The following is a 19,630-nucleotide window of genomic DNA, read 5'->3' on the forward strand; positions in this document are numbered from 1 at the left end:
TGGGAGAGACGCTCCGTGACCGAGAATGTCCAGATGATGATCAGGCTGGTCGTCGGCCTGTCCATGACGGCGATCGTCGGCTATTTCTCCGCACGCCGGGTGTTCTGGCTGTACCGGCTCGTGATGACTGGTCAGAAGGTCGGGGCCGAGCGGACCACCGACGTCGGCAGGCGGGTCTGGACACAGATCCGTGAAGTTGCCGGCCAGGCCAAGCTGCTCAAGTGGTCGATCCCCGGTATCGCGCACTTCTTCACCATGTGGGCGTTCTTCGTGCTGCTGACCGTCTACATCGAGGCCTACGGTCAGCTGTTCAAGCACGATTTCGCGATCCCGGTCATCGGCCACTGGGATGCGCTGGGTTTCCTGCAGGACTTCTTCATCACCGCGGTCACCCTGTCGATCTTCGCCTTCATGATCATCCGCGTCATCCGCAACCCCCGCGAGATCGGCCGGGCGTCGCGGTTCTACGGCTCACACAACGGTGGCGCCTGGCTGATTCTGGTGATGATCCTCAACGTGGTCTGGACCTTCCTGCTGCTGCGCGGGGCGGCCGTCAACACCGGCAGCCTGCCGTACGGCAAGGGCGCGTTCGTGTCCCAGCTGATGGGCAAGATCATGGAGCCGCTGGGCCGCTCCGCCAACGAGACCATCGAGACCGTGTCACTGCTGCTGCACATCGGGGTGGCGCTGGCGTTCCTGATCATCGTGCTGCACTCCAAGCACCTGCACATCTTCTTGGCCCCGATCAACGTCACCTTCAAGCGGCTGCCCAACGGGCTGGGACCGCTGCTGCCGATCGAGTACGACGGCGAGCCGCTGGACTTCGACAACCCGCCGGAGGACGCGGTGTTCGGCCGCGGCAAGATCGACGACTTCTCCTGGAAGGGCATGCTCGACTTCGCCACCTGTACCGAGTGCGGCCGCTGCCAATCCCAGTGCCCGGCCTGGAACACCGGCAAGCCGTTGAGCCCGAAGCTGCTGGTCATGGATCTGCGCGACCACTGGATGGCCAAGGCGCCCTACCTGCTCGGCGAGAAGGACGCCACCGCCGAGGGTGGCTACATCGAGTCCGGTCGCGGCGAACATCACCACGTCCCGGAGTCCGGATTCGGCCGGGTTCCCGGCTCCGGTCCCGAGCAGGCCACCCGGCCGCTGGTCGGCACCGAAGAGCAGGGCGGCGTGATCGACCCCGACGTGCTGTGGTCGTGCACCAACTGCGGCGCCTGCGTCGAGCAGTGCCCGGTGGACATCGAGCACATCGACCACATCCTGGACATGCGCCGCTACCAGGTGCTGGTGGAGTCGGAGTTCCCGTCCGAGTTGGCCGTGCTGTTCAAGAACCTGGAGAACAAGGGCAACCCGTGGGGGCAGAACGCCAGCGAGCGCACCGCCTGGATCGACGAGCTCAACTTCGACATCCCGATCTACGGCCAGGACGTCGACAGCTTCGACGGGTTCGAGTACCTGTTCTGGGTGGGCTGCGCGGGCGCCTATGAGGACCGCGCCAAGAAGACCACAAAGGCGACCGCGGAGCTGCTGGCCGCTGCCGGGGTGAAGTTCCTGGTGCTGGGCACCGGCGAGACCTGCACCGGCGACCCGGCCCGCCGCTCCGGCAACGAATTCTTGTTCCAGCAGTTGGCCACCCAGAACGTCGAGATGCTCAACGAGGTCTTCGACGGCCTGGACAAGCCGCAGCGCAAGATCATCGCCAGCTGCCCGCACTGCTTTAACACCATCTCCCGCGAATATCCGCAGCTGGGCAGCGAGTACACGGTGCTGCACCACAGTCAGGTGCTCAACCGGCTGGTCCGGGACAAGAAGCTGATTCCGGTCACCCCGGTCTCGCGCGACATCACCTATCACGACCCCTGCTTCCTCGGCCGGCACAACAAGATCTACGAGCCGCCGCGTGAGCTGGTGACCGCCGCGGGCGCCAACCTGGTCGAGATGCCGCGTAACCGCGACCGCTCGTTCTGCTGCGGCGCCGGCGGGGCCCGGATGTGGATGGAAGAGCACATCGGCAAGCGGGTGAACCACGACCGGGTGGACGAGGCACTGGCCACCGGCGCCACCACCATCGCCACCGCCTGCCCGTTCTGCCGGGTGATGGTCAGCGACGGTCTCGACGACCGCATCGAGGCCTCCGGGCGCTCCGGTGTGGACGTGCGCGACATCGCCCAGCTGCTGCTGGACTCGCTGGACCTGTCCGGGGTGACATTGCCGGCCAAGGGCACCGCCGCGGCCGAGGCCGCCACGCGGGCCCCCAAGAAGGTCGAGCAGGAGGCACCCGCACCGGCGGCTGCGGCCACCGCGACGGCGACCAAGCCCGCCGAGGCGCCGGCAGCCGCGGCCACAACCGCAGTCCCGGTCAAGGGGCTGGGGATGGCCGGTGGGGCCAAGCGGCCGGGTGCCAAGAAGGCGGCGGCCCCGGAGGCCTCGGCGGCCGGCCCCGCCGCTCCGGCTGCTCCGGCTGCTCCGGCTGCTCCGGTGAAGGGCTTGGGTATCGCCGGTGGCGCCAAGCGCCCGGGCGCCAAGAAGGCGGCGGCCCCGGCCGAACCCGTCAGCTCCGCGGCGGAACCGGCCAGCACGGCCAGCGAGCCGACCAGCACCGCCGCGGAGCCCGCGGCTGCCCCACCGGTCAAGGGGCTGGGGATGGCGGCAGGCGCCCGCAAGCCCGGGGCCAAGAAGGCACCGGCGGCTGCGGCAGCCGAGCCCGCCAAGGCCGAGCCGGCCGCTCAGCCGGCCGCTGAAGCCGCCCCCGCCGAGGCCCCCGCCGAGGCTGCTCCGCAGGCCGAAGCTCCCAAGGAACAGCCTCCGGTGAAGGGCCTGGGCATCCAGCGCGGGGCAAGGCCACCGGGCAAACGCTGAGATAACAGGTTGGGGCCGTGTGGGTGCACATACGGCCCCGATCTGTTTCTCGGGCAAATTTTGATTGGACAGCTATGGGACCATTGTCGACGTGACCGCTCATCAGTTGCCCCACCAGATGCCCTGGCCTGCTCCCGGCAGCCAGCTGCGGCAGCGCACGTTCGCGCAGTCGACCAAGCTGCAGGACGTCCTCTATGAGATCCGCGGTCCGATCCACGCCCAGGCCGCCCGGATGGAGGCCGAGGGGCACCGCATCCTCAAGCTCAACATCGGTAACCCGGCACCGTTCGGGTTCGAGGCGCCCGACGTCATCATGCGGGACATGATCCAGGCACTGCCGTACGCGCAGGGCTACTCGGACTCCCAAGGCATCCTGCCGGCCCGCCGGGCCGTGGTCACCCGCTACGAGCTCGTCGAGGGCTTCCCCCGCTTCGACGTCGATGACGTGTACCTGGGCAACGGGGTCTCGGAGCTGATCTCCCTGGTGCTGCAGGCGCTGTTGGACAACGGCGACCAGGTGCTGATCCCGGCGCCGGACTACCCGTTGTGGACGGCGTCGACCTCGCTGGCCGGCGGCACGCCGGTGCATTACCTGTGCGACGAGACGCAGGGCTGGCAGCCCGATATCGCCGACATGGAGTCGAAGATCACCGAGCGCACCAAGGCGCTGGTAGTGATCAACCCGAACAACCCCACCGGAGCGGTCTACGGCCGGGAGGTGCTCAGCCAGATCGCCGAGCTGGCCCGCAAGCATCAGCTGCTGCTGCTGGCCGACGAGATCTACGACAAGATCCTCTACGACGACGCCGAGCACATCAACCTGGCCACCCTGGCGCCGGATCTGCTGTGCCTGACCTTCAACGGGCTGTCGAAGGCCTACCGGGTGGCGGGCTACCGGGCGGGCTGGGTGGCGATCACCGGCCCCAAGGAGCACGCGACCAGTTTCCTCGAGGGCATCAACCTGCTGGCCAACATGCGGCTGTGCCCCAATGTGCCGGCCCAGCACGCCATTCAGGTGGCGCTGGGCGGTCACCAGAGCATCGACGACCTGGTCCTGCCGGGCGGGCGCCTGCTCGAGCAGCGCGATGTCGCCTGGAGCAAGCTCAATGAGATTCCCGGCGTCTCCTGCGTCAAGCCGAGCGGTGCGCTGTACGCGTTCCCGCGATTGGACCCCGAGGTCTACCCGATCGAGGACGACGAGCAGCTGGTCCTGGATCTGCTGTTGCAGGAGAAGATCCTGGTCACCCAGGGCACCGGATTCAACTGGCCCGCTCCGGACCACCTGCGGATCGTGACGCTGCCGTGGGCTCGTGACCTGTCCAGTGCGATCGAACGCCTGGGCAATTTCCTGGTCGGCTACCGGGTGTAGTTGTTCGCCGTTTGCGCCGAAACTGTTGTTAGCGCGGGAAAGTTCGAGTACCGAACGCGCTAACGACAGGGTCGGCGGCACGGGAAGCCCTTCGCCCACACGCCCCAACGGGAATCGCGTGGGACACGATCCCGATGCCCCAGCCGAGAATGGGCCAGGCGGGCCAGAAATACCACGCGCCGACGGCCACGGCTGTCGCCAGCCAGATGCCGATCATCAGCATCGACACGGCCACGTAGGCGGCCAGGTGAAGCCGCACGACACGCCGGGCGGCATCGTGCCGCGCGGCACGACGCTGCGGGTCCCGCCGGCCGATCCGCTCGAGGGGCAGATCGACGAGCAGATCGTCGAGAGCACCAACGGTCTCAGCTCCAAACGCCCGCCCCAGCCGTGTCTCGTACTCCTCCATTGAAAGGTATCCCTGGGCGAATGCCTGTCCGAGACGGGCGGCAGTGTGGCCCCGCTCCGGATCGCCGACCCGCATCGAGGGCTCCGACGGCGTTACCAACCTCGTGCTCATCTCGTCCTCCTACTGCCCGGTGGGCACCCAGTTGCCGTGGAAGCCCGCGGGAACACGGTGCGGCAGCGCGATATTGGCGACGTCCTCCAGCGTGGCCGCATCCAGGATGGCCAGCCCGCTGCGATCGGTCGCGCTGTCGTAGACGAAGCCCATCAGCACACCGTCGTCTTCGGCCGCGTCGGCTGCGGAGGGATGGAAGACGAACTCGCCCAACTGTTTTCCCGCACCAAACGAGCGCTTCGCCGTCGACCCGCCGACGAGGTCATGCTTGAGCAGCGTCGACCCGTCGCCGTTGAAGCCAACCGCGTAGCCGAACCGGTGCCGCCGGCCGACCCGGCGCTCGTCGACCCGGGGGAACTCCTGGCCCCGATCGTCAATGCGGGACTCCCGAACTTTGCCGTCGGCCAGGTCCACCGTCCACCGATCCAGCGTGGGCGGACCCTCGGCAGGACCACGAAGGTCGGTGTCGAACATCTTAGGGTGACGCACCACATCGAGCACGACGGTGTCGCCGTCGTCGTATGCGTTCAGCGGGTGGAACACGTAGCACGGTTCCACGTCGAACCACCGCACGTCTGAGCTGGCGCCGGTACGGGGCATAACACCTACCCGCGCAGGGTATTTCGGGTTCCATCGATACGGCATGCGGCGGTCGCTGCCCTTGGGGCGCGGCAACCGGGCGGTGACCGGGTCCGGGATACGCACCCGCCCGATCAAGGCATTCAGGATCAGTCGCACCGGCAGCCGCAGACCCGGGGGCGCCGATCCCTCGGCGACCTGGCGCGCATCGAAGGTCACCGGCAGGTCGTAGAAGACGACGTGGTTTTCGGTCAGCGAGAAATCATGCATCATCGGCGAGCCGGTGACCTCGATGTCGACCGTGCGCCGGGCGCGGCCGTCGGTGCCGATCACCGAGTACTGCACGGTGTTGCCGCGATTGAAGGAGTACGACACGGCGTGCAGTTCGCCGCTGTCCGGGTCCCGCTTGGGGTGCGCGGTGTAACCGCCGGGCAGGGTGCCGTCGAAGTCGCAGACGCCGATAGTGTCCAGCTCGTCGGTCAGCTCAGAGCAGGAGAGGCCGCCCTCGATCAGCGCGTAGGTGCGCCCGGCGTGACCGATCACGTTGGTGTTGGCACCGATGCCCATCGTCCCGCGGTGGTGGCCGCGTGGTGGCGGTTCGCCGAGTGCTTGGGCGGTCTGCGGCCCGCGCACATAGCGGTTGCGGTACCACTCGGCCTTGCCGTCGCGCAGCCGCACGCCGTGGACCATCCCGTCCCCGATGAACCAGTGGTAGACGGCGGGATCGATTTCGCCGACCGGGTTGGGGCCGTTGCGCAGGTAGCGGCCATCCAGGTAGTCGGGGATGGTCCCGGACACCTCGAGGCCGGTAAGGGTGTATTCCTGGGCGATCGGGGCGTAACCGCCCTCCAGATACGGGTTACTCATCCCGGCACCTCCTTGCCATAACGATGTTATGGGTCAGGTATAACACCGTTATGGCAGGATGGCAAGGGTGAATCCGCGTGAGCGCTTGATCGAAGCCGGGCTGCACCTATTGGAAACCTCAGGTCCCGAGGCGCTGCAGGCACGGAAGGTCGCCGCCGAGATCGGGGCGTCGACGATGGCGGTCTACACCCACTTCGGCGGAATGAACGGCCTGCTGGACGCGATTGTCGCGGCGTCGTTTGAGCGGTTCGGCGCTGCGCTCGGCGCGGGACCGAGGATCGAGGACCCGATGGCCGATTTCTTCGTGATGGGCTACAACTACCGCGAGTTCGCGCTGGAGAATCCGCAGCGGTACCGGCTGATGTTCGGCCTGGCGTCGCCGCAGCTGCTCGGCACGCCGAGCACCGGAATGCCGGTGGGAGACCACGCATTCGACCAACTCGTGGCCGCCGTGCAGCGCATCGTCGCCGCCGGGAGGATCCGCGCGGACGACGTCGTGGATTTGGCCGGGCGGATCTGGAGCATGATCCACGGTGTGGTGTTGCTGGAGATCGTCGGCACCTTCGAGCAGGACGGCCGTGCGCTCACGAACATCCTGGGCCCGATGACCGTCGACATGTTCGTCGGGATGGGCGATCGGCGGGAAGACGCCGAGCGCTCGCTGCAGCGCGCGGCGGCGACGATTGCCGGCGTTCGGTAGCCGATCAGCGCCGATCCAGCAACGCCAGCAGATAACCGCCGTACCCGGACTTCAGCTGGGCGTGCGCGCGGGCCGCAAGTGCCTCCTCGTCGATGAACCCCATCCGCCAGGCCACCTCCTCGGGGATGCCGATTTTGAGCCCCTGACGGCGCTCGATGGTGCGCACGTAGTCGCCGGCGTCCAGCAGCGAATCGAAGGTCCCGGTGTCCAGCCAGGCGGTGCCGCGGGCCAGTGTCTCGACCCGCAGCCGCCCCTGATCGAGATAGGTCCGGTTGATATCGGTGATCTCGTACTCGCCCCGCGCGGATGGTCTTAAGCCCCGGGCGATCTCGACAACGTCGTTGTCGTAGAAGTACAGACCCGGTATCGCATAGTGGGATTGGTGGGTCGTCGGCTTCTCCACCACCGACACCGCCGTGCCGTCCGCGTCGAACTCGACGACGCCGTACGCCGACGGGTCAGCCATCCAGTACGCGAAAATGACTGCGCCGGAAACGGTTTGGTGACGACGGAGACTGGTTCCCAGGCCTGGACCGTAGAAGATGTTGTCCCCCAACACCAGCGCGACCGAGTCGGTGCCGATGTGCTCTGCGCCGATGACGAACGCCCGCGCCAGCCCGTCGGGCTGATCCTGGACCGCATAGGTGATGTCGACGCCGAATGTGCTGCCGTCGCCGAGCAGACGCTGAAAGGCCGGCGCGTCATGGCCCGTGGTGATCACCTGGATGTCGCGGATACCGGCCAGCATCAGGGTGCACAGCGGGTAGTAGACCAGCGGCTTGTCATAGACCGGCAGCAGCTGTTTGCTCACGCCCATGGTGATCGGGTACAGGCGGGTGCCTGAGCCACCGGCCAGGATGATCCCGCGCATGGGGTAGAGCCTAACTGCCGCTCGCAGTCAGTCGGCGCGGTCGGCCTCGGTGAGATCCGTGGCGGTCAGCGCCGCGTCGAGGTCGTCGTGACGGAACACCGCCGTGACGTGATCGTGCACCACCCGGAAGGCAACCGCCTGGGCGGCGACGCCGGCTTCGGCGGGCGTCAACTCGGCCACCACTACCCCACCGTGTACGTACATCCGGCCGATCCCGGCGGTGGTCTGCGCCGAGGCTGCCCATTGCCGCAGCGCCTGGTGGCCCTGCGCGGCACCGTCGGCGTCGGCTACCTCGATGTCCTCACTGGACAGCTGCTCCAGGGTGTCGACGTCACCGGCGGCCAGAGCGTCGTGCCAGGCGAGGACGGTGGCGATCTCCGATGTGCTCATGCCCTGCAAACTACCGTGTGGACGCGCCCTCAGAACGCGGTGTGGTCGGCCCAGTCCTGCCACACCGCGGCGTCGCCGAACACCGCGATATCGGTGTCGGCCACCGCAACCCGGCGCATCATCGCCAGGAACAGGTCGCGGGCCGGGCCGCGCAGCGCCACCGAGCCCTTACCGTGCTCGTGCGACCAGCGCAGCGCGGCGGTGTCGGGTGACCGGCTGATCGTCCACTCACCCGCCGATCCCAGGCCCTCATCGGTGGCGTGCAGGTGCACACTCTGACCGCCGGCCAGCGGCGATTGCCCGTCGCGGCCGGGGCGTGCGGTGACCAGGTCGAGCCATTCGGAGATCCCGTCGGCGGCCAATTCCGGCGACAGGTTGAAGTCGGCGCCGAGTGCCAGGGCGGCGTCGGCGCGGTGCACCGTCGCCTCGTGCAACCGGCGGCGCAGCCACCAGGCCGCCGGGCGGGGACCTAAAAACGTCCACGCCGGATTGTCCGGCCCGATGCCAGCGATCGCGTCGAGCACCCGCTGGGCGCCGTCGTGCAGCCAGTCGATGGCCGCGTCGGGGTCCGCGGGCGGCTTGCCGTCGACGACCTCGCGCGGATCCAGCGGGTGGTCCAGACGGTCGGCGACGATCTGTGCGGCCCAACGATGTCCGCGTCCGACGTGGCGGAACAGCTGCGTCAGGTTCCAGTCCGGGCAGGTCGGGATCGCCAGCTCGGGATCACCGGACCGGATCAGCTCACCGAAGGCGCGGTTCTCATCGAGCAATGCTGCGGCGTAATCCACGCCGCCAGGCTAGTGGACGGCGCGCCGGCTCAGAAGGGCCAGCCGCCGCCATGGCCGCCGCCGCCCTTGCCGCCGCCGCCGAGGCCGGGGAACCACGAGCCGCCGCCACCGCCACGGGCGCCGCTGCTTCCGCCGCCCAGGCCCGGCAGCCAGGGATTGTTTCCGCCGCCGTTGGTGCCGACGCCGGGCAGCCACGGTGAGGGGTTGCCCCCCTTGTTACCGCCGCCGTTGTCACCCGGCAGCCACGACGGGTTGCCGCCCTTGTTGCCGCCGCCGTTATTGCCCGGCAGCCACGACGGATTTCCGCCCTTGTTGCCGCCGTCGTTATTGCCTGGCAGCCACGACGGAAGGTCGTTCTTGGGCGGACTCTGCTTGGGCGGGTTGAAGATCGGCGGCCACTCGGGTTGTTGCGCGGGCGGCGGTGCCGCCGGGACCGGCGCGGCCGGTGACGGGATCTCGACCGCTGGCGGCTTCGGCACCTGGATCGGCACCGGAATCGGCACCGGAGCAGGAGCCGCCGGTGCAGGGGCCGCCGGCGGCGGCGCGGGTGCCGCGGGCACCGGAGCGGGAGCCGCGGGTGCTTGCGCGGCGGGCGGCGGCGGGGCCGCTGGAGCCGGAGCCGCCGGGGTCGGGGCGGCGGGGGGCACCTTGGGCGCCACCTCGGGCACCGGAGCCGGGGCTGGGGCCTGCTGGGTGGGCACGACGATGTGCTGGCTGGGCGCGGGGTGCTCGGATGCGGTGGGCCGGATGCTGACCGCCAGCGCCACCACCAAGGAGACCACCCCGACCACGAAGAAGGCCGCCAGCCCGCTGCCGGCCAGCAGGAAGGGATTGCGGCGGCGCGGGCGCTCGGTCTCATCGAACAGCCGGGAACTCGGCGCGTAGTCCTCGGCGACGGCGCTTTGGGTGCTGGCGGTGTCGGAGAACGCCACGTAGTCGTCGTCGGCGTCGTCGGGGACGGCGCTGTAGGCCAGGGCGTATTCGCCCATGGTGGCGTCGTAGTCGCCGCCGGCCTGGTAGGCGTAGCCCAGCGCGACCAGATTCGGATCGATCATGCCGGTGCCCGGGTCGCGCGCCCACGCCAACGCCGACGTCGACGAATCGAACAGCGGCGCGTGGGCGCTGGCCAGCGCCGCGCCCCGGGCCAGGGCCGTCTCCGGCTCTTCGGGCACGCTGACCGGAATGGCGCTGGCCGCGTCCAGGTCGGGCTTGACCAGCCCGACGTTGACACCGGATCCGACCACAAACAACCCGTCGGGCCGGGACTCGAGCCGGCCGGCCTGCGCGGCCAGCGCGGTCAGCTCGCCGAGGGCGGCGTCGTCGTCGGAGGGCAGTGCCACGCGGTGCACCTCGGTGATCGAGCCGTCCGTCGAGTCGACGACCGCCAGCGTGGCTCCCTGGGGCTCGATGAACATCAACGCGGTCCGCTGGTAGCCGATCGCCCCGCCCACCGTCTGCGCCAGCGCGGCCGCTGCCAGAAACGCCGACACCAGCATCACGTTCTCGACCCGGCGGTTGGCCAGCGCGTCGCGCAGCTGGCCGGCCTGCAGCTGATTAGTGACGGTCACGCCGGTGGAGGCCAGCCGATAGCCGCCCTCTTCGGCGCTCTCCTGAGTGCCCAGGATCGCCGAGACCACCTGGTCGGGGAACGCTGCGCCGCTGGAGTCCACCTCGAAGCCGTCCTCGTCGACGGTGACGCCACCGGCGTTCTCTCCTTCGACCAGGACCATCCGCACCGACGGCGGTGCCATCGACACGCCGAGGACGATGTCCATCGCACCTCCTCCCCTACGGACCTCGATTGATTAGCCCATCTTATCTCTTTGGGGGTAAATCCCCACTAGAAGTGCAGGCCAGGGATCGGCAGGGGGATCGGAATCCCGCCACCACCGCGGCCCTTGCCATGGCCACCGCCGTGTCCACCGCCTCGGCCGTGACCGCCTCCAGGACCCCAGTCGTCGTCTCCCCAGCCGCCGCGGCCCCAGCCACCCCGGGGCGGGCCGAGGATCGGCGGACCGCCGGGAAGACCGGGAATGTTCAGGTTCGGGATCATCGGCGGCGGCAGAGCCGGCGGGGGCGGCGGGGGCGGTGGTGCCGCCGGTGCAGGAGCGGCCGGCGCCGGAGCCGGTGCCCGCGGAACCGGCGCGGGGGCTTGCGGCGGCGCCGGGTGAGCTTCCGGCTGGGGCGCCGGGGCCGGCGCCGGTGGCGGAGCCGGCGGCGGAACGGCAGCCTTGGGCGGCCGCGGCTGATGGGTGACGACGTTGGCCCGTACGTCCGGCCCATGGTGATTGGCCGCGCGCATGCCCACCGCCAGCGCAACCGCCAGGGCCAGCACGCCGACCACGAACAGTGCCGCCACCCCACCGGTGACCAGCATCGGTTTGCGTTCCCGCTGCTGGACCCCGGTGCTGAAGTCCAGCAGGCGGGAGTCGACGAGTTCGGGACGGTCGACGACGTCCTGGATCCCCGAGGGCAGGTAGCCGCTGTCGGCGAAGTCCGGAACCGCGCTGTAGGCCAGCGGCTCGATATCGGAGGTCGCGTTGTAGTCCACCGACTCGGGCGCGACGTAGGCGTAGCCGGCTTGGACCAGCCCCGGGCCCAGTGCTCCGGTACCCGGGTCCTGCGCCCAGGCCATCGCCCGGGTAGAGGACGTGAACAGCGGGGCGTGCGCGCTGGCCAGCGCCGCCCCGCGGGCCAACGCCATGTCCGGTTCCTCGGGCGCGCTGACCGGCAATGTGCTGGCCTTGTCGAGTTCCGGCTTGATCGCCGCGACGTTGACCCCACCCGCGCCGACCACGAACAGCGCGTCGGGACGCGACTCCAACCGTGGGGCGCCGGCCACCATCTCGGTCAGCTCGCCGACGGCGCTGGCGTCATCGCGCGACAGCGGCTGCCGGTGAATCTCGCTGATCGAGCCGTCGTCGGAGTTGACCACCGCCAGGGTGGCGACATCCGGTTCGACGAACAGCAACGCCGTCCGCTCATAGCTGGTCGCACTGCCCACGGCCTGGGCCAGCGCCGCAGCCGCCAGGAACGCCGAGACCAGCATCACGTTCTCGACTTTGTGGCTGACCAGGGCATCCCGCAGCGCAGCGGCCTCGCCCGGATTGGTCCAGGTCACCCCGGTCGAGCTGAGCTGATAGCCGCCTTCGCGGGCACCTTCCCGGGTCCCCAGGATCGCCGAGACCACCCGTTCGGGGGCGCTTTGGGCGCCGGCTCCGACCTCGAAGTCGTCATGCTCCACCGTGACCCCGTTGGCGCTTTCGCCCTCCACCAACACCATGCGGACCGTCGAGGGCGCTACCGACACCCCGAGAACGATGTCCACCGAAACCTCCACCCGCTGCTGATCGGCCAATGTTGAGGGACATACCCCCGACAGGGCCAGCCGATACCGGCTTCATCGCAGCCGCATGGTGGCTGTCGCATCCGAAGGGCTAACCGGAGCTGATGAAGTTCTGGTACGAGCGGGACGGCGTCGGCCCGCGCTGGCCCTGATATTTCGACCCTACCCGCGTGCTGCCGTAAGGGTGCTCCGCCGGACTGGTCAGCCGCAGCAGACACAGCTGGCCGATCTTCATCCCCGGCCACAATGTGATCGGCAGGTTGGCCACGTTGGACAGCTCCAAGGTGATGTGTCCGGAGAACCCCGGGTCGATAAATCCCGCGGTGGAGTGGGTCAACAGGCCCAACCGGCCCAGGCTCGACTTGCCCTCCAACCGGCCGGCCAGATCCTCGGGCAAGGTGCAGCACTCCAGGGTGGAACCGAGCACGAATTCGCCGGGGTGCAGCACGAATGGCTCCCCGGGTTTGGGTTCGACCAGCGTGGTCAGCTCGTCCTGCTGCTGGGCGGGGTCGATGTGGGTGTAACGAGTGTTGTTGAACACCCGGAACATGGTGTCGAGGCGGACGTCCACGCTGGACGGCTGTACCAGGGCGTCATCGAAGGGGTCGATGCCCAGCCGGCCGGCGGCGATTTCGGCCCGCAGGTCGCGATCGGAGAGCAGCACCGCACGAGCGTATCCGCTGACCGCCGCGCGTGACCGGAGCCTGGGCGCCGACTGCGCGGTTTCATCCGCAACACGCCGCGTCCGGCGGATGAAGATGCACTCTCGCAGGCAGCGCGCGCCCAGATGCTAGCCTGCTAGCGCAGCAATGCCGATGTAGTTCAATGGCAGAACATCAGCTTCCCAAGCTGAGAACGCGGGTTCGATTCCCGTCATCGGCTCCACCTCTGACCAGCGCCGACACGATGCGCACCCGGCTGAATCAACCACTCAGGGTCACCCAAGGTCACAACTCAGACGGCAGTGCCGCGTGCGGTGACCGGCGCACCACGGAAACACGACGGCGCAGCGACCCGACCGGATCCGCCGCAGTGCAGAAGTCGAACGACCGCGGCAGCCAGAAGTTGAGCGTCGGCCCATGCGAGCCCCGCCAGGGCTCGATGATCATCAGCGCAGTAAGGAAGCTACCTGCCCTGTGGATTGCTCCGGTCAGACGCTGCAGAAGACGCGCTGGGACGCGAACCCGACGGTCCGCTGACCACAGGCCTGGCTCCGCTTGGCACGTTGGCAGACCGCTCCCGAGCCCTTGCAAACTCTCCGCGGACCCAACCTTGGTCGTTACTCACTGGCCTTCTCCCTTGGGTTCCATCCCATGCTCTGGGTTCCATCCCATCTGCACATTGAAACAGACACCACCCACAAGTTTTCGCCGTTGAAGCCAGATTGAGAGTGACATCTCAAGGTGAATTTTCCTCGCGCGACTCGCCGCCTTCGTCGAATCTAGCTGCAAGTTTGTTGATAACTACATCCTCAGCGACCTGGATCGGATACCGCAGAACCGCTGCAGAGACCAACCGTGGCTGAGCCAGTTTCGGAACCCAAGGCAGGTACTCCCCCGTCACGGGATCCCGCTTCCGTCCGACCATAGCGAAAACGTTCGGGAAGAGGCGGGGCGCTACCCCCGCGAAGGCCACAAAAGCAACCTTCCCGTTCGTTTCGGTCCCGTCGGAAACCTCTTCGCCATACATGCGCGGTACTAGCGATTTCGGGTAAGGATCGATGTACACAACGCGATCGATACCGCTACCAATGATCAGACGGGCGCATTGATGGCAGGGGTAAGTAGTTGAGTACATAGTCGCACCGTCAAGCGGGGTACCTCTACGCGCGGCAGTACAGATGAGTGCCATCTCAGCGTGCAGAATCCGCCCGAACTCAAGCAAGTCCGTTACGCGACTCTGACGGAACGGCCCATCGTTCGCCAGTGCCCGTTCAGCTAGCTTTCTTGACTGCAGACCATTCATCTCGGGTGTTAGCCAGTCCCCCGCGGTCTTCAACCTGTCAAGCAGGTCCGCGACAACAAGTAACTTTTCCTGGTCGTTAAAATCCGCTCCCCTCCGAAAATCGCGGTGATCTGGCTTGTCCCCTTCCCAGTACTGACCCCCGCCAGCCTTCGGTACCTCATTGGTCCCGCTCGCCAGCAACTCTCCACAGTCATCGACAGCGACGGCACCAACTTGCCGCCCGCCGGCGGATGAGCGCATACGCGCGCCCGAAGCTTGAAACATCGCCTGTTCGTCGCGCGTTGGAGTTTCGAAGGGCGCGCCAAACAGGAGACGGACGATCCTGCCGATCTCTTCTCGGATTTGATGGCCAGCCCGAAGCGCGACATATGCGTCGGCCAGTTCGAAGGTATCGCGAACTCGCTGGCCAAGTTCCTCCGATCCGTCCTTCTCATCGCGATTCATCAGCAGCGAGACGTGCTGGTCGTACCATCCGTCTTCTTCGCTGGGCACCAGGCTGCGAAGACGGCGATTAGTTGAGTCCTCGCGTTCGGCCTTCGGCGACCACGCCCCCAGGAGAACGAAGCGGGGTCCATATACCGAACGCAGTAGCCGGACTTCATCAGGATGCTTCAGCTGCCTCACGATCGAAGCCACAGAATCTCGCTCAGCGCCATCGGCAGCAGCGTCGCCCAACTCGTCATATCGCTGCTTCGAAATAGCTGAAACAGCGATGGCTGCGGCCACGCCGCCGTCGTCGTGGTGTCGGCGCAATTCATCGCCAAGATCCATCAAATGGTCGATTGGAGTCGCCGACTCCTGCAGCGCCGGTAGGTTCAACTCTTCGTAGAATGACAAGATTTTGTCGCTCACACGAACAGTCCTGTGGGTATAACCCACCGACAAGAGCGCATCCGCAAGTGCCTCTTCGACCCGGGCAAGGTTGGTCCCTAGCGCACCGACTAGTCCAATCACGATCTCCGGGCGCAGGGCGTTGTCGCCGGCCATCAACGCCACCTTCCCCAGAAGACTACAAGTTAGCTATCAGTCGTGATTAGCCCGTCTTACGATACTCAGGCGGGTGGGAAGCCCAGCACCGTTAGACGACCATCGTTATCAAAATGCTGTCTTCGCCAGGCTGTCTTTACCGGGCTGTAGTGCCCGCGCTGCTGCCGCGCGCGTCTCGTTATGCCGGCCGACACAAGACCACCCCTTCGGAATCGCCGAACAACGCAGTGACTAACTCGCCGCTTGGCGCTCGCCGGGGTGTTTGCGCGCGCTCCGCACTTTCCCCGCATTAACGCGCCGAATCTGGCACGGACTTACCTGTACCTCGCGGTACCAAAAAACCGAATGACGGCGCCCCACAACACTTTGGGAAACTTGCACGTACTCCGATTGTCGAGCAGTCGCCAAGCTGAGAACGCGGGTTCGATTCCCGTCATCGGCTCCACGTCGCCCAGCGATGCACAATCAACACCATGCGCCTGTTCCCCAAGTCGCACATCACCCTCACCGACGCCGAGGTCGCCGACGCGCTGGGTCGCGCGGTGGCAATCATCAACCCGCTGCTCGACCTGCTCGCCCAAGCCGACCCGATCGGTCTGCGGGAGCGCACCCATCGGCTGCTGACCGCGCCCCGCGGTCTGACCCAGCGGATCCGCCGTATCCAGCTGAGGCGGCGCCGCCGGGAAGCCGGCCGCGGGCCCAGCAACGCCGAGCGGGCCCGCAACGCCGGAGCGCGATTGATGAACGCCGCCGACTTGCCCGGCACCGCGGCCTGGGAGCAGATGAGCAGTGAGCAGCGCGTCCATTGGTGGGTGCACCGGGTCGGCGCGCTGAACACCGTCGTGGTGGCCACCCCGCGGATCTTCGGGTGGCTGGCCCGGGTGGTGCCGGTCGGTGAGCTGGCTGGATTCGTCAACCAGGCGATCGTGCTGTGCGCGCTGGCCCGCGAGTACGGCGTCACCGACCGGCGCGAGCAGGCCCGGCTGCTCGCCGCGGTGCTGTGCCGGCGCGAACTGCCCGACGACGTCCACGTGCCGACACCGCCCGAAGCCGAGTCCCTGCCGCAACGCCGGGGCGTCGCCCGAACCCTGTGGCAGCTGGCCGGGATCCTGCGGGCGACCTTCGAGGAGGCCGCCAAGCGGCCGCACCCGAACAAGCTCTACCAGCGCCTGAGTGTCCTGCCCGGGATCGGGGCGATCGCCGGTTATTTCGGTGAGCGCGGCGCGCTGTTCCGATCAGCAGCAGAAGGTGTGGCCTGGCTCGACGAGCACACCGCCGGCTAGGACACCCGGATCCAGTCGACGAGCATCTCCGCGGGGTAGCTGCCCGGCCCGGGATCGCCACCGCCGGAGCCGGCGACGGCCAGATTCAACACCGAAAACACTTGGTAGCCGGGGTCATTGAACGGCCAGTCGGCGATCGAGTTCGCCGGTACGGTGAAGTACGGCGCCGCGCCGTCGACGTAGTCACGCCAGAACCGGATGCCGTCGGAATCCCACCGGCACCGCCAGGTGTGCCAGGCGCTGTCCATCGCGATCTGGTGGGTCGCCCATTCGGCCCCGTTGGCTTTGGTGTGGACGGTGGTCGCCGACGGCCAGTTGCCGTTGCCGTACCACTCCAGCACGTCGATCTCGCCGCGATCCTCATTGCCCATCCACCAGGCGGGCCAGGCGCCGGGGGTCAGGCAGTTGAGTTTGATGCGGGCTTCCCAGGTGTGGCCGATGCCGCCGGTCCAGCGGCTTTGGACCTTGCCGCTGTAGTAGGTGTTGCCGTCTTTGGCGGCGCGCAGCACCAGGTTGGACTTGCCGTCGAGGAACACGTTCTGGCGATCGTCGCGGTACTGCCCGACGTTTTCGGGCCGCTCCCAGAACGTCGGGTCCTTCATCGATTCGCGCGCTCGCGCCACCGTCCACTTCGCCGGATCGGGGGCCGAACCGGCGGGACCGTCGAACTCGTCACTGAACAGGTAGCTCTGGGCCGGGGCAGTGGGCAGCGGACCGGTGGGCGCCGGCTGCGCCCAGGCCTCCGGCACGCGCATCGCGGTGGCGAGCATCCCGATCCCGGTGGTCAACATCATGCTGCGGCGATTCATCTCGGGCACCTTCGCATGGTCGCATTGATGACCGCCCGGCGCGAGGCTAGAAGACCCGCACCCAGTCGATCAGCATGTCCGCCGGGTAGGACCCCTGCCGGGCATCCCCGCCCCCGGACCCGCCGACGGCCAGGTTCAGGATCGGGAACACCGTGTAGCCGGGGTCGTTGAACGGCCACTCGCGGCCGGGTTCCTCGATGTTCTCGATGCCCACCGCCGGGACGGAGAAGTAGGGCTCCATGCCCTCGGCGTAGTCCTGCCAGAAGTACATGCCGCTGGAGTTCCAGGTGACCCGCCAGGTGTGCCAGTTGCCGTCGACCGGAAACGCGAACGTTTCGAACGCGGTGCCGTAGGGGTTGGCGTGCACAGTGGTGCCGGACGGCCACTCGCCGTTGCCGTACCACTCCATCATGTCGATCTCGCCTTCGCGGCCAGGATCGTCGTTGGACAACCACCAGGCGGGCCAGCAGCCGGCGGTCTGGCAGTTCAGTTTGATCCGGGCTTCCCAGGTGGTGCCGATGCCGCCGCGCCAGTTGCCGTGGACCAGGCCGCCGAAGTAGGTGTTGCCCTCCTGGGTGGCCCGGATGACCAGATTGGACTTGCCGTCGACGAAGACGTTTTTGCGGTCGTCGCGGTACTGGTAGAAGTACTCCGGCCGGTCCCAGCCGACCGGGCGGCGGATCGGGGTGCGGTGGTTGGAGATCGTCCACTTGGACGGGTCGGGGGCCGAACCGGCCGGGCCGTCGAATTCGTCATGCCAGAGGAAGGCGCCGGGCTTGGCGGCGGCCGGCGGGGCGGCGGGATCGGCCGGCGCGGCGGGAGGCTGCGCCGGGTCGCCAGGCGCTCCGGGAGGCGCGGGAACGGCTCTGGCCAGCGGGTTCGGGGCGGCAGCGGCCAGCGCCCCGGCACCCAGCATCAACATGACTTGGCGGCGGTTCATCTCGGGCACGGTGGGAATGTAACCCACCCCGGAACGGTGTCAAACCAACCGCGCCCCGCCTGTCAGTGGGCTAGCTCACTCGTTTTCGCCGGCGCTGTCGTCGAGCACACCGACCGCTATTCCATACGGCAAAAACCGTACTTTTCGTTTGGGATCGGGGTTGCGCTGACTGGCCCGCAGGGCGTCGAGCTCGGTGGCGTACACCTGCTCCACGCGCGCCGCCCCGTCGTCGCCGACGGTGTAGATGGCCCACACGCCATCACCGGTCTCGCCGGTGGTCGGTGGCCCGGAACGCGCCGCTTGGGCCAGGTCGGCGAAGATCGCGCCCCAGCCCGCCCGGCCTCCCGCCGAGGCGACTCCGCCGGCGAAGCGGTCGAAAGCCGCGCGCAGGCCCTCGCCCGCCTCGCGGATCATCCGGTCCAAGTCCTCGGAATCGAATCCGAAGGCGCCGTCGTCACTCATGGCTCGCTCCTTACCGGCCCCACCTCGGTGGCCACACCCCAGTGTGCCTGCGGCGGCAGGGTCCGGCCAGCGTCAAGCAGCCGGCACCGGCGATCGGACGCTAGTTCTCCGGAACGGTGATCGGAATCGGTATCGGCACCAACGGAATCCGCAGGTACTCCGTCGTCATCGGCACCGTGGTGGTGGTCGGGGGAACTGTGGTGCTCGGGGGAACCGTGGTCGTCGGCGGCGCGGTCGTGGTGGGCGGCGCCGTGGTGGTGGGGGGCGCCGTTGTCGTCGTGGTGCTCGGTGGCGCGGTGGTGGTGGTGGGCGGCACCGTCGTGGTGGTGGTGACCGGCGGCTCGGTGGTGGTCACCGGGGGCGGCGCCGTGGTGGTGGCCGCCGGCGGCGGTGGCGGGACAACGGGCGCGGGCGACGGCGGCACGGCGCTGGACGACGGGGCCGGCGGCACCACCACGGCGCTGGTGTCCGGCTGCACCGGCGCCTCTTTCTCGGAGGTGCGGGCCAGGCTGTAGAGGGCGCCCGCGACGGCGATCAGCGCCACCAGGATGCCGATACCAAGCGCGTAGCGCGGCCACTGCGACGGGTGCCGCCGGGCCGGGACCGGCGGCGGGGGCGGTGGCGCGACGGGGCGGCGGCCGGTGCCCGGCGTCTGGTCGTAGAACTCGTCGACGTAGGGCACCGGTTCGGCGCTGGCGTTGCCGTCCTCCTGCGACCAGGCCAAGGCGCCCACGACCGAACCGGTCCCGGGGGCAGACGTCACCGTGGGCGCCAGCTCGGTTGCTTCGATTGCGTCGGCTTCCCGGGTGACCTCGTCGTCCTGCGGGTCGTACATATGCGGCTTACCTTGGATCGACAACGGCGGGGAATCGTCACCACGTTAGAG

18 protein-coding genes and 1 tRNA gene are annotated in these 19,630 nt (G+C 68.1%); 5 read left to right on the forward strand and 14 right to left on the reverse strand.

Features of this window, described 5'->3' with window-relative positions; genetic code table 11:
- Window positions 1–33: 33 nt before the first annotated feature.
- Both AC5Y4Q_RS20785 and AC5Y4Q_RS20790 read left to right on the forward strand, forming a co-directional pair.
- The gene (locus AC5Y4Q_RS20785; protein ID WP_064921019.1) at window positions 34–2,868 is read left to right on the forward strand and encodes a (Fe-S)-binding protein; all 2,835 of its coding nucleotides are present in this window, start codon (window positions 34–36) and stop codon (window positions 2,866–2,868) included.
- A gap of 64 nt (window positions 2,869–2,932) precedes the next feature.
- Window positions 2,933–4,237, forward strand: coding sequence for a pyridoxal phosphate-dependent aminotransferase (locus AC5Y4Q_RS20790; protein ID WP_064921014.1), 1,305 nt, complete (start codon window positions 2,933–2,935; stop codon window positions 4,235–4,237).
- A 28-nt stretch (window positions 4,238–4,265) separates the two neighbouring features.
- Here AC5Y4Q_RS20790 and AC5Y4Q_RS20795 read toward each other — a convergent pair whose 3' ends face one another.
- Both AC5Y4Q_RS20795 and AC5Y4Q_RS20800 read right to left on the reverse strand, forming a co-directional pair.
- Window positions 4,266–4,757 (reverse strand): DUF1707 domain-containing protein, encoded by a 492-nt coding sequence (locus AC5Y4Q_RS20795; protein ID WP_064921013.1) that lies wholly within the window; start codon window positions 4,755–4,757, stop codon window positions 4,266–4,268.
- 9 nt (window positions 4,758–4,766) lie between these two features.
- On the reverse strand, window positions 4,767–6,203 hold the full coding sequence (locus AC5Y4Q_RS20800; protein WP_064921012.1) for a carotenoid oxygenase family protein: 1,437 nt from the start codon (window positions 6,201–6,203) through the stop codon (window positions 4,767–4,769).
- Window positions 6,204–6,261: 58 nt separating this feature from the next.
- Here AC5Y4Q_RS20800 and AC5Y4Q_RS20805 point away from each other — a divergent pair, with 58 nt between their 5' ends.
- Complete coding sequence (locus AC5Y4Q_RS20805; protein WP_064921011.1) at window positions 6,262–6,903, forward strand: TetR/AcrR family transcriptional regulator; 642 nt, start codon at window positions 6,262–6,264, stop codon at window positions 6,901–6,903.
- 4 nt (window positions 6,904–6,907) lie between these two features.
- Here AC5Y4Q_RS20805 and rfbA read toward each other — a convergent pair whose 3' ends face one another.
- The 6 genes from rfbA to dcd form a co-directional block, all read right to left on the reverse strand.
- On the reverse strand, window positions 6,908–7,774 hold the full coding sequence (gene rfbA / locus AC5Y4Q_RS20810; RefSeq protein ID WP_064921010.1) for a glucose-1-phosphate thymidylyltransferase RfbA: 867 nt from the start codon (window positions 7,772–7,774) through the stop codon (window positions 6,908–6,910).
- Between the two features lie 27 nt (window positions 7,775–7,801).
- The gene (locus AC5Y4Q_RS20815) at window positions 7,802–8,164 is read right to left on the reverse strand and encodes a nuclear transport factor 2 family protein (protein WP_064921009.1); all 363 of its coding nucleotides are present in this window, start codon (window positions 8,162–8,164) and stop codon (window positions 7,802–7,804) included.
- A 29-nt stretch (window positions 8,165–8,193) separates the two neighbouring features.
- Complete coding sequence (locus AC5Y4Q_RS20820; RefSeq protein ID WP_064921008.1) at window positions 8,194–8,952, reverse strand: maleylpyruvate isomerase family mycothiol-dependent enzyme; 759 nt, start codon at window positions 8,950–8,952, stop codon at window positions 8,194–8,196.
- 29 nt (window positions 8,953–8,981) lie between these two features.
- Window positions 8,982–10,727, reverse strand: a complete 1,746-nt coding sequence (locus tag AC5Y4Q_RS20825; protein WP_499960121.1) for a DUF7159 family protein — start codon at window positions 10,725–10,727, stop codon at window positions 8,982–8,984.
- Between the two features lie 65 nt (window positions 10,728–10,792).
- A complete protein-coding gene (locus AC5Y4Q_RS20830) occupies window positions 10,793–12,280 on the reverse strand; it encodes a DUF7159 family protein (RefSeq protein WP_207516032.1) in 1,488 nt (495 codons plus the stop codon).
- 109 nt (window positions 12,281–12,389) lie between these two features.
- Window positions 12,390–12,962: a dCTP deaminase gene (dcd, locus tag AC5Y4Q_RS20835; protein WP_064923405.1), complete on the reverse strand. Its 573-nt coding sequence runs from the start codon at window positions 12,960–12,962 to the stop codon at window positions 12,390–12,392.
- 147 nt (window positions 12,963–13,109) lie between these two features.
- On the opposite strand from dcd, the gene AC5Y4Q_RS20840 reads away from it, so the two are divergent.
- Window positions 13,110–13,183, forward strand: a tRNA-Gly gene (locus AC5Y4Q_RS20840).
- Between the two features lie 62 nt (window positions 13,184–13,245).
- Here the strand turns inward: AC5Y4Q_RS20840 and AC5Y4Q_RS20845 are convergent.
- Window positions 13,246–13,407, reverse strand: coding sequence for a hypothetical protein (locus tag AC5Y4Q_RS20845; protein ID WP_234786405.1), 162 nt, complete (start codon window positions 13,405–13,407; stop codon window positions 13,246–13,248).
- Between the two features lie 289 nt (window positions 13,408–13,696).
- Entirely contained in the window at window positions 13,697–15,250 is a 1,554-nt protein-coding gene (locus AC5Y4Q_RS20850) for a deaminase (RefSeq protein ID WP_131809462.1), read from the reverse strand.
- 473 nt (window positions 15,251–15,723) lie between these two features.
- Here AC5Y4Q_RS20850 and AC5Y4Q_RS20855 point away from each other — a divergent pair, with 473 nt between their 5' ends.
- Window positions 15,724–16,533, forward strand: coding sequence for a hypothetical protein (locus tag AC5Y4Q_RS20855; protein WP_064922874.1), 810 nt, complete (start codon window positions 15,724–15,726; stop codon window positions 16,531–16,533).
- On the opposite strand, the gene AC5Y4Q_RS20860 is transcribed toward AC5Y4Q_RS20855, so the two are convergent.
- The 4 genes from AC5Y4Q_RS20860 to AC5Y4Q_RS20875 all read right to left on the reverse strand — a co-directional run bounded on the left by AC5Y4Q_RS20860 (window position 16,530) and on the right by AC5Y4Q_RS20875 (window position 19,579).
- Window positions 16,530–17,351 (reverse strand): glycoside hydrolase family 16 protein, encoded by an 822-nt coding sequence (locus AC5Y4Q_RS20860; RefSeq protein ID WP_064922872.1) that lies wholly within the window; start codon window positions 17,349–17,351, stop codon window positions 16,530–16,532. The two genes, AC5Y4Q_RS20855 and AC5Y4Q_RS20860, sit on opposite strands and share 4 nt — an antisense overlap.
- Before the next feature lie 37 nt (window positions 17,352–17,388).
- Window positions 17,389–18,282 (reverse strand): glycoside hydrolase family 16 protein, encoded by an 894-nt coding sequence (locus tag AC5Y4Q_RS20865; protein ID WP_064922882.1) that lies wholly within the window; start codon window positions 18,280–18,282, stop codon window positions 17,389–17,391.
- A gap of 75 nt (window positions 18,283–18,357) precedes the next feature.
- Window positions 18,358–18,744, reverse strand: a complete 387-nt coding sequence (locus tag AC5Y4Q_RS20870; protein ID WP_064922870.1) for an Rv0313 family protein — start codon at window positions 18,742–18,744, stop codon at window positions 18,358–18,360.
- A gap of 100 nt (window positions 18,745–18,844) precedes the next feature.
- Complete coding sequence (locus tag AC5Y4Q_RS20875) at window positions 18,845–19,579, reverse strand: hypothetical protein (RefSeq protein ID WP_064922869.1); 735 nt, start codon at window positions 19,577–19,579, stop codon at window positions 18,845–18,847.
- Window positions 19,580–19,630 lie beyond the last annotated feature (51 nt).

The organism is Mycobacterium sp. NGS16 (assembly GCF_059813225.1).